This is a genomic window from Aquabacterium sp. (genome assembly GCF_050725395.1).
Lineage (GTDB): Bacteria > Pseudomonadota > Gammaproteobacteria > Burkholderiales > Burkholderiaceae_C > Aquabacterium.
Window position 1 is genome coordinate 29,903 of record NZ_JBOHHL010000008.1, and the last position, 13,216, is coordinate 43,118.

Sequence of the window (13,216 nt, forward strand, 5' to 3'; positions counted from 1 at the left end):
ACAGACTCCTTCATGCTTCAGCCACGGAAAAACGGTAAGACGCCAGCTTGCCCCAACCCGGGCGCCAACGGGGTCACGCGCTGGCGGATGAATGAAGTGTTCAGTGATTCCTGCACAAAGACACTAAGATTTGGAATCCTTGGCTCTCGCATCAAAAGCTCATGTGGTTAGCGCCTTATGCCTCTCACCCCGACCAGTCCAAAGGCCGGCGGCACGCGGAAGCACCCGCCCCCACGCGCAATGACTACCAGCGCGACCGCGACCGCATCGTGCACAGCACGGCTTTCCGGCGCCTGGTCTACAAGACGCAGGTCTTCCTGAACCACGAGGGGGACCTGTTCCGCACGCGCCTGACGCATTCGCTGGAGGTGGCGCAGCTGGGGCGTTCCATCGCCCGATCGCTGGACCTGAACGAGGACTTGGTCGAGGCCATTGCCTTGGCACACGACCTGGGCCACACGCCCTTTGGCCATGCGGGCCAGGACACGCTCAACGAGTGCATGAGCGGCCATGGCGGCTTCGAGCACAACCTGCAATCACTGCGGGTGATCGACGAACTGGAAGAACGCTACCCCGCCTTCAATGGCCTGAACCTGAGCTTCGAGGCCCGCGAAGGCGTGCTGAAGCATTGCTCCCGCAAGAACGCCGAACTGCTGGAAGCGCGCGAACCCAAGGGCATCGGCCACCGCTTTTTGCAAGGCACGCAACCCAGCCTGGAAGCGCAGTTGTGCAACCTGGCCGATGAGATCGCCTACAACGCCCACGACATCGACGACGGGGTGCGCTCGGGCCTGATCACCATTGAGCAGCTGGAAGACGTACCGTTGTTCACCCGCTTCAGGGACGAGACCTTGTCGGAGTTCCCGGAGGTCAAGGGCAGGCGGCTGTTGTTCGACACCATCCGCCGCATGCTGTCGCAGCAGGTCTACGACGTGATCGACGCCACGCGCGATGCCATCACCGAGCACGCGCCCACCTCGGCCGGCGCCGCGCGCCTGTGCCCGTCGCTGGTGCGTTTCAGCCAGCCCATGCGGGAAGCCAGCACACAGCTCAAGCGGTTTCTGTTCAAGGAGTTGTACCGGCACCCGCAGGTCAACGAGACGACGGTCAGGGCCAAGCAGGTGATCGCCGAACTGTTCGCGGCCTATGTCGAGAAGCCCTCAGAGATGCAGCTGGATTTCGCCCAGCGCGAGGACTTGCACCGGTCCGTGGCCGACTACATCGCCGGCATGACGGACCGCTTCGCCATCCGCGAGCACGAACGGCTCACGGGGCAGCGGTTGTTCTGATCAGGCGGCCAGACCCGCGGCGTGCGGGTGCAGGGGCTCCGCGGCCACGGGTTGATCGCCAATGGGCAGGTCGTCGGGGAGCGCAAAGTCGGCGCGCATGACGCGGGCCGCCGTTCGCTCCTTCATCGTGGTCACCACCTTGGTCAGCACCACGCGCATAAAAGCGGCCTTCTCGCGGCCGCATTCCTTGAGCTTGTCGTCCAGGTAAGTGAACTGGTCCAGCGTGAATCGGTGCTCGAACCAGCCCAGGTACCAGAACCAGTCCGTGTAGTACAGCCAGGATTTCTCGTTCAGGGCACGCAGGTGCGTGGGGTCCTGCCAGGCGGTCGCGGCGTGTTCGTAGGGCACCTCGATGATGAAGCGCCCGCCGGTCTTCAACAGCTTCAGGCAGTTGCCCATCAGCTCCGGCAGGTCGGGCACGTGCTCCAGCACGTTGTTGGCGTAGACCGTGTCGGCGCTCTCGGCCTGAAGGCAGACCGGGCCACCATAAGGCGTGGCGGCCTGCACGGGCCAGGTGACCGGCCGGCCCAGGTCCAGCACCAGGTCGGGCTGGGCGCGGTCGAGCACATCGATGTTCAGCCAGCCCGGCTTGTAGTCCTTGCCCGAGCCCAGGTTGATGCGGCTCGGTTGCCAGGCCTCGTGTGGGCGTGACTGCTGGTGCGTGCGGCCATAACCGGCGGCGAAGGCCAGCAGGTCGGCGTAGGCCTCAAGGGGGTCGGCATCCTGGAAGTTCACCAGCCCCTGGATGGCCTGCTCGTAGAAAGCGGGTGTGCAGAACTGCTCGGCGAAGTAGGTGTCCAGTTGGGCATCCTCCAGCCAGATCACGCTGTTCTCGAAGGCGGCATGCGGCCTGGCCAGCGGCGAGCGTTCCGAAATCACCGGCGTGCCCACCGACAGGCAGTGCGACACGCGGGCCTGCTCGAAGCGGCTGCTGGCGTAAAAATGCGCGTTGAACACGGCCTTGGACTGCACGATGATCTGGTCGCGCTCGGGGCCGTAGAGGGGGCTGTCGAACAGGCTGACCTTTACGCCCTGGGCTTCGATGCGGCTGATCATCGAACGGCGGCGCTCGTTCATGCTGCCAATGAACAGCAGGTCGATCGGGCGGTCCTCCAGCGGCAGGAACTCAACTTGCGACACATAGGGCGCATAGAGGAAAGGCACGAGCGGCACGTCATCGGCGTGCGATGAATAGGCGGCCACGTTGTCGGCGTCGTAATCGACCACGGCGGAGCCGGCCAGCAACTGCAGGTAGTCGCGCGAGACGGGCGCACCGCCCTGCCCCAGCTGTTCCAGATTCACGAAGATGCAGCTGTAGCGCTGGCGCAGCGTGGCGTCGAAGCCCAGGTGCGCGCCAAAGACGAAGTTGACCGCGTCGTGCCGCAGGCGGTTTTTTGCCAGGCTCACGTGCGCGCCCATGCGGCGAAACTGGTGGCGGAAGTACCGCGCTTGGTCCAGGAAGCCCAGCGAGTGCACATAGCCACTGGGCTGGACGATGCACAGGTGGATGTGGGGAAGCTGGGTCATGGTGCGTTTCCGTCGGTGAGGGTGATGTGGTCGCAAGGCAGGCCTTGCGACCAACGCTCGGCCATGGCCCGCAGCAGGCGGCCGAAGTCTTGCGTGAAGCCGTGGCTGTCGAACAGGGGCGCGGTTTCGCGCGCCTGGACGAGGTGGTCCCGGATCGACTGGCGCCGGGCCGGGTCGGTGGCCAGTTGCACCACCCGGGTCTCGTAATCGGCCAGGGTGGTGGTGACGAGGTCGGGCAGCCCGACATCGTTCAGCAGGCTGGCGGCCACGCGCGAGGCAAAGGTCTCGCCAGCATAGGTGATCAAGGGCACGCCTGCCCACAAGGCATCGCTGGCGGTGGTGTGGGCGTTGCAAGGCCAGGTGTCGATGAAGATGTCAGCCAGTGCAAGGCGGCTCATGTGCTCCTTGGCACCGACACGGGGCGCGAAGAACAGACGGCTGGGGTCCACACCCCGGGCTTCGGCTTCGGCGCGCAGTTGCGCGGGCGACTGGTCATTCCACTGCAAGAGCCAAAGCACCGAATCAGGCAGTTGGTGCAACAAGCGGCACCAAACATCGAACACGTCCGGTGACAGTTTGAACGGCTGGTTGAAGCCGCACAGCACCAAGGCATCCTGCGGCAGCCCAATTTCCGCGCGGGCACAAGGCTGTGGCTTGGCGCGTTGGCGGTCATTCGGCTGGTAACAGCGCGGCATCAGGGCCAGCTTCTCGCTGTAGCTGCTCGCATGATCAATGGGCGACACGACGGCATCGCCAATGAAATAGTCCATGTAGTCGGCCCCGGTCGTGCCGGGGAAGCCCAGGAAGCTCGCCTGCACCGGTGCCGCGCGGTACCCGAAGATGCCCAGGCGGCAGGCTCGTGTGTGACCCTTGAGGTCGACCAGCACCTCGATGCCGTCATCGCGCACCATCTGAGCGACCTGCAGGTCGCTCAAGGCATCAACTTTGACGAACCTGGTGCAGGCGCGCTTGAGCCGCTCGCGCATGGGGCTGCCGTCTTCCGGACCATGCGAATACATGGTGACCTCGAAGCCAGGGTCGGCGTGCAGGTGTTCGAAGACCTCGGCCATCAGGATGGCGGTGGCGTGCTGGTGGAAGTCTGCCGACACGAAGCCCACGCGCAAGCGTTCGCCCAGGGTCCGGGGCGTCAAGGGCTCGAACGGCTCGGCCATGCGGGCTTGGAAGCGCGCGCATGAGCGGGCAACACGCAAGTGTTCTTGTGGATCGTCCGTGACCGTGACATGCGCGAACACGGACGCCCATGCGCTTGAATCGGCTGGTAGTTTGGCGGCCAGTCCGCGCAGAACCTCCAGATCGGTCCGCGCATGCCGCCAGGAGCAGATCTCGCGCTCGATGAAGGTCAGCAGGCCTTGCGCGGCCAGATCGCCCGGGCCCATGCCCAAGGCCAATGCCGTGCGAAAGCATTCGATGGCCTCTTGCTTGAGGCCGAGCGCATTGAATGACAAGCCAAGACGGTAGTGGGACAGGACATGACCGATGTCCTGCGCCAGCCCTTCGAACAAGGCGCTGATGGCCTGCTCATATTGACTTGAATTGAACAGGGACTCGCCCAGGAGCTGATAGTGCCGCGCCGAGCGCGTCACGTGCTGGGGCAACTGCTGCATCAGCATGGCGCTTTCAGCGTGGCGGTTCTGCAGGTTCAGGGACTCGCAAGCCATCTCGACCGCGGTGACATTGTCAGGCTCCAGCGCGAGGACCTTCATCGCCGTGAGGTGGGCCAGCCTCGGGTCATCGTTCTTCATCTGCGCGCGGGCCAGATTCAAGAGGTACAGGGCATCCTGTGGCTGCCCTTTCACGGCCTTGTCGAAGGCGACCTGTGCCTTGGCCCAGTCACCCGACTTGGCGTATTTCACACCCGACTCCCAATTTTGATGGGCGAGCCTCAAGACCTGGGCCGGATGGCCGTTATGGATCTTGTTCGGAGTTTTGACGGGTTTCTGGTGAATAGCCATGAGGCCGCAGTCTAGAAAGAAGCCTGGAAACCAGCACCCGAAGTAGGCAGCCGCAAGGCGCTCATTTCACCGGATCTAAAAGTTCCTAGACCCTTTCAAAAAAAAACTCAAGTCCCCGCCAGCACGATCCGATAACAAATTCAACGGCCTTCAGATCATCCAGTAAGTAGGCACGTGGTCCGGTTAGCCGGCCGATGGTTCAGGTGGCCAAGCCACTCGGGCAATGCGGTTGACTAGCGTCGGGCAGGCGAGCTGCAGCAGCTGTATCGCTGCACCAATCTTGTTAGGCGCTTTTCCGCCAGCTTTTTTCACCTTAGGAGTACACCATGGCTTCCATCATCAACACCAATCTGAACTCGCTGAACGCTCAGCGCAACACTTCTTCTTCGCAAATGTCGCTGGCCACGTCCATGCAACGTTTGTCTTCCGGTCTGCGCGTCAACTCTGCCAAGGACGACGCCGCCGGTCTGGCCATCGCCGAACGCATGTCTGCCCAAGTCAAGGGCATGAACGTCGCGGTGCGCAACGCCAACGACGGCATCTCCCTGGCTCAAACCGCTGAAGGCGCGCTGGGCAAGGTCGGTGAATCGCTGCAACGCATGCGTGAACTGGCCGTCCAAGCCCGTAACGCCACCAACAGCGACGGCGACAAGGATTCGCTGGACAAGGAATACCAACAACTGTCGAAGGAAATCCAGCGCGTTCTGGGTGGCACGACCTTCAACGGCAAGGCCATCATCGGCAGCGACGCCGACAACCTGACCTTCCAAGTCGGCGCCAACACGACCGAAAACGACGTCATCGAAGTTTCGACCACCAACATGGCGGCCGATGCCAGCATCATCGCCGTGACCACCGACACGACCAACATCATCGACAGCACGACCACGGTCGATGACCTGGCCACCGTGATTGACAACATCGACGATGCCATCGACCGCGTCAACACCGAGCGCGCTGTGTTCGGTGCCACGCAAAACCGCTTCGATTCGGTGATCTCGAACCTGCAAGTCTCGGTCGAGAACCAGACCGCCGCCAAGAGCCGCATCATGGACGCCGACTTCGCCACGGAAACGGCCAACCTGTCCCGTGCCCAGATCCTGCAACAGGCTGGCAACGCGATGATCGCCCAGGCCAACCAGTTGCCCCAGCAAGTGCTGTCGCTGCTGCGCTGATCCAGGTCGCAAAAGAGGGGCTTCGCCCCTGCGTTCCACAGGAGCCACCTTCGGGTGGCTTTTTCTTTTGATTTGAGCCCTTTTTCCTCCTCACATCCTTCGATTGGCCGCTTCAACTCTCCAGAACAATCGGGGCTACAGGTCAAAGCTTTTCAAACAGCATCTTTGGCCAGCTTTCTAGCAGGCCGGCGTGCGCGCCGGGAGTCACAGGATTTCTCAGGAGTGCCCCATGGCCCAGACGATCAACACCAATCTGAATTCGCTGAACGCCCAGCGGAATCTGAACATGTCGCAGACCTCGCTGTCTGTGTCGATGCAGCGTTTGTCTTCGGGCTTGCGCGTCAACTCCGCCAAGGACGATGCCGCCGGCTTGGCCATCGCCGAGCGAATGAACTCGCAAATTAAGGGCATGAATGTCGCAGCGCGAAATGCCAATGACGGTATTTCCCTGGCGCAGACGGCTGAAGGTGCCTTGGGCAAGATCAGTGACGCCCTGCAGCGCATGCGGGAACTGACCGTTCAGGCGCGCAACGCCTCGAACAGCGACAGCGATCGCGACTCGCTGAACAAGGAATTCCAGCAACTGTCCGCAGAAATCGTCCGTGTGTCCGCCGGCACCACCTTCAACGGCAAGCCCATCCTGGCCACCGATGCCGCGCAAGACTTCCAGATCGGGGCCAACACCACGGCCAACGACATCATCACCATCAGCACCACCGACATGACGGCCGATGCGAGCATCGTGGCCGTCACTGGGGGCGTCGGGGGCACTCCGGTCGTGATCGACAGCACGTCCACCACCACCACGCTGGGCGACGTGATCAACGCGATCGACGGCGCCCTGGACCGCATCAACAGCGAACGCGCTGTCTACGGTGCCACGCAAAGCCGTTTCGACGCGATCATCTCGAACCTGCAGGTGTCCGCCGAGAACCAGACCGCCGCCCGCAGCCGCATCATGGACGCCGACTTTGCCGCAGAAACCGCCGCCATGTCACGCGCCCAGATCCTGCAACAGGCCGGCAATGCCATGGTCGCGCAGGCCAATGCCCTGCCCCAGCAGGTGCTCAAGCTGCTGCAAGGCTGATGCCTGAGGGCTCAAGTTCGCGGCAGCTGGTGCCGATACACCTGTGTCGAGCCACGTCGTGTGACTGGTTGAGACGTTTCGTGGGCTGAAGGAGCAACACATGGCAACCACCAGTAGCATCAGTTCCCTTGGCATCGGCAGCGGCCTGCAGGCCAACGAAATCGTGAGCAAACTGGTCGCGCTGGAAAGCCAGCCGATCGTCAACCTGCAAACCGCCTCCGACAAACTGCAAACCAAGATCTCGGCTTATGGCCAGATCCAGTCCGCCGTGTCCAGCGTGCGCGACGCCGCGCGAAAGCTGACGTCGTCCGAACTGTGGGGCAGCACGGCCGCCGCCTCTGCCGACGCCACCGCCGTGAACGCCACCACCGCTGCAGGCGCCCAGGTGGGCACCTATGCCGTGGACGTGACCGCGCTGGCCAAACCGCAATCCACCGTCACCAAGACCTCGCTGGCCTCTGCCACGAGCACCCTCGGTGAAGGCACCCTCACCCTTGAGCTGGGCACCTGGGGCGCCGGCAACAGCTTCACCGGGAAGTCAGGGGCCACGCCGGTCACCATCAATGTCGCCGCCACGGACACCCTGGCCAATATCCGCGACAAGATCAACAGCAGCAATTCAGGCGTCAAGGCTTCGATCATCACCGACTCGTCGGGCGCGCGCCTGGTCATGCAATCGGCCACCACGGGCGAGGCGAATGGCTTCCGCATCACGGCGGCCGACAACGATGGCGACAACGCGAACGACGCCGGTCTGTCGGCCCTGGCCTACGATCCCGCGAACACGACCGCTGGCACGAACCTGAGCCAGCCTGCGTCGGATGCGATGGCCACGATCAACAACGTGCCCGTCAAGTCGGCCACGAACACGCTGAGCGAAGTGGTCTCGGGCCTGACGATCACCTTGAGCAAGGTGACGAGCAACCCGCCCACCATCACCACCGGCCCGATCAACATCACGGTCAGCCAGGACACTGCGGCCATCACCAAGGCCATCACGGATTTCGCCACCGCGTATTCGTCCATGGCCAGCCTGGTGAAATCGAACACCAAGTACGACGAGGCCACCAAGAGTGCCGGCACCCTGCAGGGCGACAGCGGAGCCTTGAGCGTGCAGAACCAGTTCCGTTCCATCCTGGGCAGCAGCTCGGACGCCTCCGGAACTTTCAAGACCCTGTCGTCGGTAGGTCTGGAAATCCAAACCGATGGCACGGTCAAGGTCAATAGCACCAAGCTGACCAGCGCCTTGGGCAACCTGACCGAGGTCAAGAAAATGTTCATGAACTCGGACTCGGTCGATTCGACCAAGGACGGCATCATGACCCGCTTGCGGGTGCTGAGCGACAACCTGTTGGGCAGCGAAGGCATCATCACCTCGCGAACCAGCGGCCTGCGCCAGTCGATCACCGACAACAGTGCCCGGCAAGAAAGCTTGCAGAACCGTGTCGACCTGTACGAGAAGCGACTGAAGGCCCAGTACACCGCACTTGACACGATCATGGCGGGGCTGTCCAGCCAAGGCAACTACGTGTCGCAGATGATCAACTCGCTTAACAGCAGCAGCAGTTAACAATAATGTAGATTTCCTCTCATTAAAATCAAGGAGTTGCAGCATGTCAGAAAAAAAAGAAAGTTCCCAAGCCATGGGACAATCAAGAGCGAGTTTTTGGGCTTCCAGCTTAATATTAATGGCATTGATCTTAAATACCTCGACTGTCAATGCTGCAATGCCGGTCAGCATAACTTCGGGCGACAATTACAATTGTGCATTGACGACTGCGGGTGGCGTTAAATGCTGGGGCATTAACACCTACGGCCAGTTGGGAAATGGCAATACGATAGCGTCAAGCACGCCAGTCGATGTGATTGGCCTCACGAGCGGAGCTAGTTTTATCAAAGCAGGTGCTTATCACGCTTGCGCCATTTTGGCGTCTAATGGATCAGTTAAATGTTGGGGCCGCAACCACCTTGGTCAACTGGGTAATGGGACCAAAGATACTGCCAACCCCGTCACAACGCCAGTGACAGTCAGTAACTTGACCGGGGCGGTGTCCTTGGCCATCGGCGCATACCACACCTGTGCCATGCTATCGACTGGCAGTGCCAAATGCTGGGGTGATAACGCCAACTCCAAGTTTGGAAATGGCAACACAATTTCCTCACTGATCCCTGTTGATGTTCCCGGTTTGAGTGGGGTGGCGGGTATTACTGCGGGGCATTCTCACACTTGCATTTGGACAACGGGACAATCCGGCAAGTGCTGGGGCTATAATGCCAACGGCCAACTTGGCACAGGGGATCTTGCCAGTGCAAGCACAAAAACCGATGTGGTTAACCTGAGCAATGTTGTTTCCATGTCAGCCGGACAATATCACACTTGCGCACTCACGACAGTTGGCGAAGTGAAATGCTGGGGATTAAATACCAACGGCCAAGTAGGCATTGTTGGTGGGGTGAATGGAAATGTTGTCTCGCCAACCACCGTCACTGGTTTAGCAAACGGTGTAGTTGCATTGGCACCTATGGCAAATATAGGCAATAGCAGTTGTGCCGTACTCTCCAATGGTGAGGCGAAATGCTGGGGATTAAATAATAATAAGCAGTTAGGACTTGGCACCTCCGACAACGCAAGTAAGTTCGCACCAGTTAGCGTTGCGGGCTTGCCAGGCGCAGTAAGTTCAATTTCAATAGGAACAGCCAGTGCATGCGCTTTGGTCCAAGCAGGCGTTCAATGCTGGGGGGCAAATGGGGGGCAGCTAGGAAATGGCTCAACAGCATCTATCCAGATCCCTGTGGCAGTTGTCGGATTGTTTGGAAGCGCGCCTCCGACAACGCCTGAACCTATCAGCCCGATCACTTCACAAACGCCAACCTATGTCTGGAAAGCAATTCCCGGCGCTAGCGACTATCGAATCAATGTCAATGGAAGCATTGCAAGTTATAGCGCTGCGCAATCAGGTTGCGAGGGTGGAGTTGGTCTATGCCGGATTGTGGGTATGCCACTGACCGCAGGCGTCTACACCTGGTACGTTCAAGGTTACAACAGCTATGGCAACGGTCCATGGAGCAGCGGCACAAATTTCGGACTGTAAGTATTGGCTTTAGCCTGCTGAAGTAACAAATCCTGCCCTGCCTCCGGCAGGATTTCACACATCCTTCCCTATCCCCCTAAAGACCTCGCCGTAGGTGCCGAAACCCATGTTGAATGGGTTTTTTGTGCAATTCTTGAGCAGTATCGGGGGCAATATCATGGCTTCAATCTCCATCGCGGGGACGGGCAGTGGCATTGATGTCAATTTGTTCGTCACACAGCAACAACTGACGGTTGAAAAATCATCGGCTGAGCCAACACGGACGACAACGGCGACCCCAAGCGAGACTGTTCAGCCCAACCTGTCGCCCCTCGGCAAGCTGCAAGGCGCCGAGTCCAGTTACGCGGGAGCGGCCCAGAAGCTGGCCGAAGACATGAGCTGGGCCAACGTCCTGGCCCAATCCAGCCAGCCCTTGGCCGTGTCGGCCTCCAGCGATGGCACCGCCGTGGCCGGCGACTACAGCGTCGAAGTCAGCTCGCTGGCCTCCGCCCAAAGCACCTCCTCAGCCTCGTTTTCCGGCTTCGGCACCGTCATCGGACTGGGGACCCTGCACATCGAACTGGGCGGCTTGAACAGCTCGCAAACGGCTTTTTCCACCAACCCGAATTGGCCCAAGGCGGACGTGCGCGTCGGTCCGCACGACAATTCGCTGGAACGGATCCGGGACAAGATCAACGCCGCTGGCGTGGGGGTCGTGGCCTCCGTCATCAGTGACGCCACGGGCACGCGGCTGGTGTTGCGTTCGACCTCCACCGGCGCCGACAACGGCTTCAAGGTGTCGGCCTCCGGCGAGGGTGGCAAGCCACCCAGCCCCGACCTGGCCGCCCTGGGTTTCGACCCCGCCATGGCCCAGCAACAGCAAAGCACCCAGCAAACCCAAGCGGCGAGCGACGCCAAGGCCAAGATCGATGGCGTGGAGGTGGCATCGTCCACCAACACCGTGGCCGATGCCGTGCAAGGTGTGAGCTTCAAACTGGGCAAGGTCACCGACGGGCCGGTCAAGGTGTCGGTGGGCATCGACCAGGACATGCTGAAAAAGTCGATCACCGAGTTCACCAAGTCTTACAACGAACTGAATGCCCTGGGTCAGCCGCCCTTGGCACCCACACAGCGCCTGGCCGAGATCGGCATCGCCCAGGACGCCAGTGGCGCCTTGCAGATCGACGACGCCCGGCTGGACAAGGCGCTGCGCAACCAGACCGAAAAGGTCAAGGACGTGTTCGCTGAAGCGCGGGACCTGGCCTCCACCGCCAAGGCCCAGGAGACCCCGCCCGCGCACGGCACGGACCAGCCTGCGGCCTCCTATGCCCAGAAGCTGCTGGACCAGTACAAATCGCTGGAATCCAGCGAGGTGGCCGCGCACTGATTTTTTCGCGTGGGGAAACAGCGGCCAAAACGCCCCCATTTCGCGCATTCAGGATGGCGTTTCAGGTTCAAGCTGATCAGGGATGTGTCGATAAATAGCTCAACGCTGATCGCAGCATCTTCCGAGAGTCATTTCAGATGTACGCCACCCTCACAGCCTCTTCCACCAACGTCTTTGGTCCCCGCGCCTCAGGCAACATGTACCGCCAGATCGGCCTTGAAACCGGTGTGAGCGGCGCCTCGCCGCATCAATTGATCGGCATGTTGCTCAACGGTGCGCTGGAAGCCATCGCCCAGGCACGCGGTGCCATCAAGTCCAAGAACGTCGAAGCCAAGTGCAAGGCCATCAGCAAGGCCGTGAGCATCGTCGACGAAGGCCTCAAGGCCAGCCTGGACCTGAAGTCCGGTGGTGAACTGGCCGCCAACCTGAACGACCTTTACGCCTACGTCACCCAACGCCTGACGTACGCGAACCTTCATTCGAACGACGAGACCCTGGAGGAATGCGCGAACCTCCTCGGCCCATTGCGCGATGCCTGGGGCTCCATCAGCTCCAGCAACGTCGACCAAGCGCGCACCACCAACCTTTGAGAAGGGGTTCCGCCCATGAATGCCCCAGAACTGATCACCGCCACCGACGAAGACATCCAAGCAGGAAGCCTTTTGAGTTACTACGAAGCCATCGAAACCGCCAGCCACGACATGCTGGAAGCCGCCCGCTCGGGTGATTGGGACACCGTGGTCCGCCTTGAAGGTGCCTGCGCCGTGCTCATCTCCCAGCTCAAGCACGCCGCCGACCAGTACCCACTGGGTGCCACCGAGCGCGCGCTCAAGAGCCGCATCATGCAGCGCATCCTGGTCAACGATGCCGAGATCCGCCACCTGGCCGAACCCTGGATCAACGACCTGAGCAAGATGATGGGCAGCAAGTCGGATCCCTCACAAATGCATTGACCAAGCAAAGCGGCAATGGACGACTATCGAATCACCTCGGCCATTGAAGTCGACGACTACCTCAAGCGTCTGCTCAATGCCAATGCCCTGATGACGCTGAGCGGTCCCGGCGGGACCAGCTACACCACCATGCTGTGGGCGGTCGATTCGACGCGCGGCATCGTGTGCTTCAGCGCCGAGACCGGTGACACCCGCCTGCAAGCCCTCCTCGAAACCGAGGAAGTGGTGGCGGTGGGGTACCTGGACAGCATCAAGCTCCAGTTCGACCTGGATGGCGTGGTGCAGGTGCACGGCAATGGCACGGTTGCCCTCAATGCACAGTACCCGCGCACCCTGTACCGCTTTCAGCGGCGCTCCAGCTTCCGGGTCAAGCCGCTGGTCAGCAGCACGCCGGTGGCCCACATGCGCCACCCCGCCCTGCCCGACATGCAACTCGATTTGCGCGTGCTCGACATCAGCCTGGGCGGCGTGGCGCTGTTTTTGCCGCACAACGTGCCCATGGTCTCGCCCGGCGTCAAGATCGGCCAGTGCTTCCTCGACCTGGACTCGGACACCCGGCTGGAGATCGGCCTGGTCATCCACCACGTCAGTGTCATCAACCCGGAATCCCAAGGCGCCCGCCTGGGTTGCGAGTTGATCAACATGAACAACGCCACCGAGCGCGCGCTGCAGCAGTACGTCAACCAGACCGAGAAAAGGCGCTTGGCCCTGGCCATGAGCCAGGACTGATCGACCCAGGCAGGCCGTCGGCGCT

The 13,216-nt window shown here is 61.3% G+C and carries 11 protein-coding genes; 9 read left to right on the forward strand and 2 right to left on the reverse strand.

What is annotated here, in order from left to right:
- Positions 1-161 precede the first annotated feature (161 nt).
- On the forward strand, positions 162-1,289 hold the full coding sequence (locus ACREB4_RS07225; RefSeq protein ID WP_431587535.1) for a deoxyguanosinetriphosphate triphosphohydrolase: 1,128 nt from the start codon (positions 162-164) through the stop codon (positions 1,287-1,289).
- On the opposite strand, the gene ACREB4_RS07230 is transcribed toward ACREB4_RS07225, so the two are convergent.
- Positions 1,290-2,816: a methyltransferase domain-containing protein gene (locus ACREB4_RS07230; protein ID WP_431587536.1), complete on the reverse strand. Its 1,527-nt coding sequence runs from the start codon at positions 2,814-2,816 to the stop codon at positions 1,290-1,292. It abuts the gene before it with no gap.
- Positions 2,813-4,690 (reverse strand): tetratricopeptide repeat protein, encoded by a 1,878-nt coding sequence (locus tag ACREB4_RS07235; protein WP_431587537.1) that lies wholly within the window; start codon positions 4,688-4,690, stop codon positions 2,813-2,815. Before ACREB4_RS07235 ends, ACREB4_RS07230 begins: the two co-directional genes overlap by 4 nt.
- Before the next feature lie 425 nt (positions 4,691-5,115).
- Between ACREB4_RS07235 and ACREB4_RS07240 the strand changes: the two genes are divergently transcribed.
- From ACREB4_RS07240 to ACREB4_RS07275, 8 genes are all read left to right on the forward strand, one after another.
- Entirely contained in the window at positions 5,116-5,964 is an 849-nt protein-coding gene (locus ACREB4_RS07240) for a flagellin (protein WP_431587538.1), read from the forward strand.
- 229 nt (positions 5,965-6,193) lie between these two features.
- Entirely contained in the window at positions 6,194-7,051 is an 858-nt protein-coding gene (locus ACREB4_RS07245; protein ID WP_431587539.1) for a flagellin, read from the forward strand.
- A 100-nt stretch (positions 7,052-7,151) separates the two neighbouring features.
- On the forward strand, positions 7,152-8,621 hold the full coding sequence (gene fliD, locus ACREB4_RS07250; RefSeq protein ID WP_431587540.1) for a flagellar filament capping protein FliD: 1,470 nt from the start codon (positions 7,152-7,154) through the stop codon (positions 8,619-8,621).
- Positions 8,622-8,664: 43 nt separating this feature from the next.
- Positions 8,665-10,143: an RCC1 domain-containing protein gene (locus ACREB4_RS07255; protein WP_431587541.1), complete on the forward strand. Its 1,479-nt coding sequence runs from the start codon at positions 8,665-8,667 to the stop codon at positions 10,141-10,143.
- A 157-nt stretch (positions 10,144-10,300) separates the two neighbouring features.
- Positions 10,301-11,509 carry a flagellar filament capping protein FliD gene (gene fliD, locus ACREB4_RS07260; RefSeq protein ID WP_431587542.1) on the forward strand — a complete coding sequence of 403 codons (1,209 nt, stop codon included), beginning with the start codon at positions 10,301-10,303 and terminating at the stop codon, positions 11,507-11,509.
- A 137-nt stretch (positions 11,510-11,646) separates the two neighbouring features.
- Positions 11,647-12,099: a flagellar export chaperone FliS gene (fliS, locus tag ACREB4_RS07265; RefSeq protein ID WP_431587543.1), complete on the forward strand. Its 453-nt coding sequence runs from the start codon at positions 11,647-11,649 to the stop codon at positions 12,097-12,099.
- A 15-nt stretch (positions 12,100-12,114) separates the two neighbouring features.
- Positions 12,115-12,462, forward strand: a complete 348-nt coding sequence (locus ACREB4_RS07270) for a flagellar protein FliT (RefSeq protein WP_431587544.1) — start codon at positions 12,115-12,117, stop codon at positions 12,460-12,462.
- 15 nt (positions 12,463-12,477) lie between these two features.
- Complete coding sequence (locus tag ACREB4_RS07275) at positions 12,478-13,191, forward strand: flagellar brake protein (RefSeq protein WP_431587545.1); 714 nt, start codon at positions 12,478-12,480, stop codon at positions 13,189-13,191.
- The last annotated feature ends 25 nt before the right edge of the window (positions 13,192-13,216 follow it).

Bases quoted from the DNA above. Each gene is read 5' to 3' on its own strand.
- ACREB4_RS07225 (WP_431587535.1), top strand. From the start codon at position 162: ATGTGGTTAGCGCCTTATGCCTCTCACCCCGACCAGTCCAAAGGCCGG.
- ACREB4_RS07230 (WP_431587536.1), bottom strand. From the start codon at position 2,816: ATGACCCAGCTTCCCCACATCCACCTGTGCATCGTCCAGCCCAGTGGC.
- ACREB4_RS07240 (WP_431587538.1), top strand. From the start codon at position 5,116: ATGGCTTCCATCATCAACACCAATCTGAACTCGCTGAACGCTCAGCGC.
- ACREB4_RS07245 (WP_431587539.1), top strand. From the start codon at position 6,194: ATGGCCCAGACGATCAACACCAATCTGAATTCGCTGAACGCCCAGCGG.
- fliD (WP_431587540.1), top strand. From the start codon at position 7,152: ATGGCAACCACCAGTAGCATCAGTTCCCTTGGCATCGGCAGCGGCCTG.
- ACREB4_RS07255 (WP_431587541.1), top strand. From the start codon at position 8,665: ATGTCAGAAAAAAAAGAAAGTTCCCAAGCCATGGGACAATCAAGAGCG.
- fliD (WP_431587542.1), top strand. From the start codon at position 10,301: ATGGCTTCAATCTCCATCGCGGGGACGGGCAGTGGCATTGATGTCAAT.
- fliS (WP_431587543.1), top strand. From the start codon at position 11,647: ATGTACGCCACCCTCACAGCCTCTTCCACCAACGTCTTTGGTCCCCGC.
- ACREB4_RS07270 (WP_431587544.1), top strand. From the start codon at position 12,115: ATGAATGCCCCAGAACTGATCACCGCCACCGACGAAGACATCCAAGCA.
- ACREB4_RS07275 (WP_431587545.1), top strand. From the start codon at position 12,478: ATGGACGACTATCGAATCACCTCGGCCATTGAAGTCGACGACTACCTC.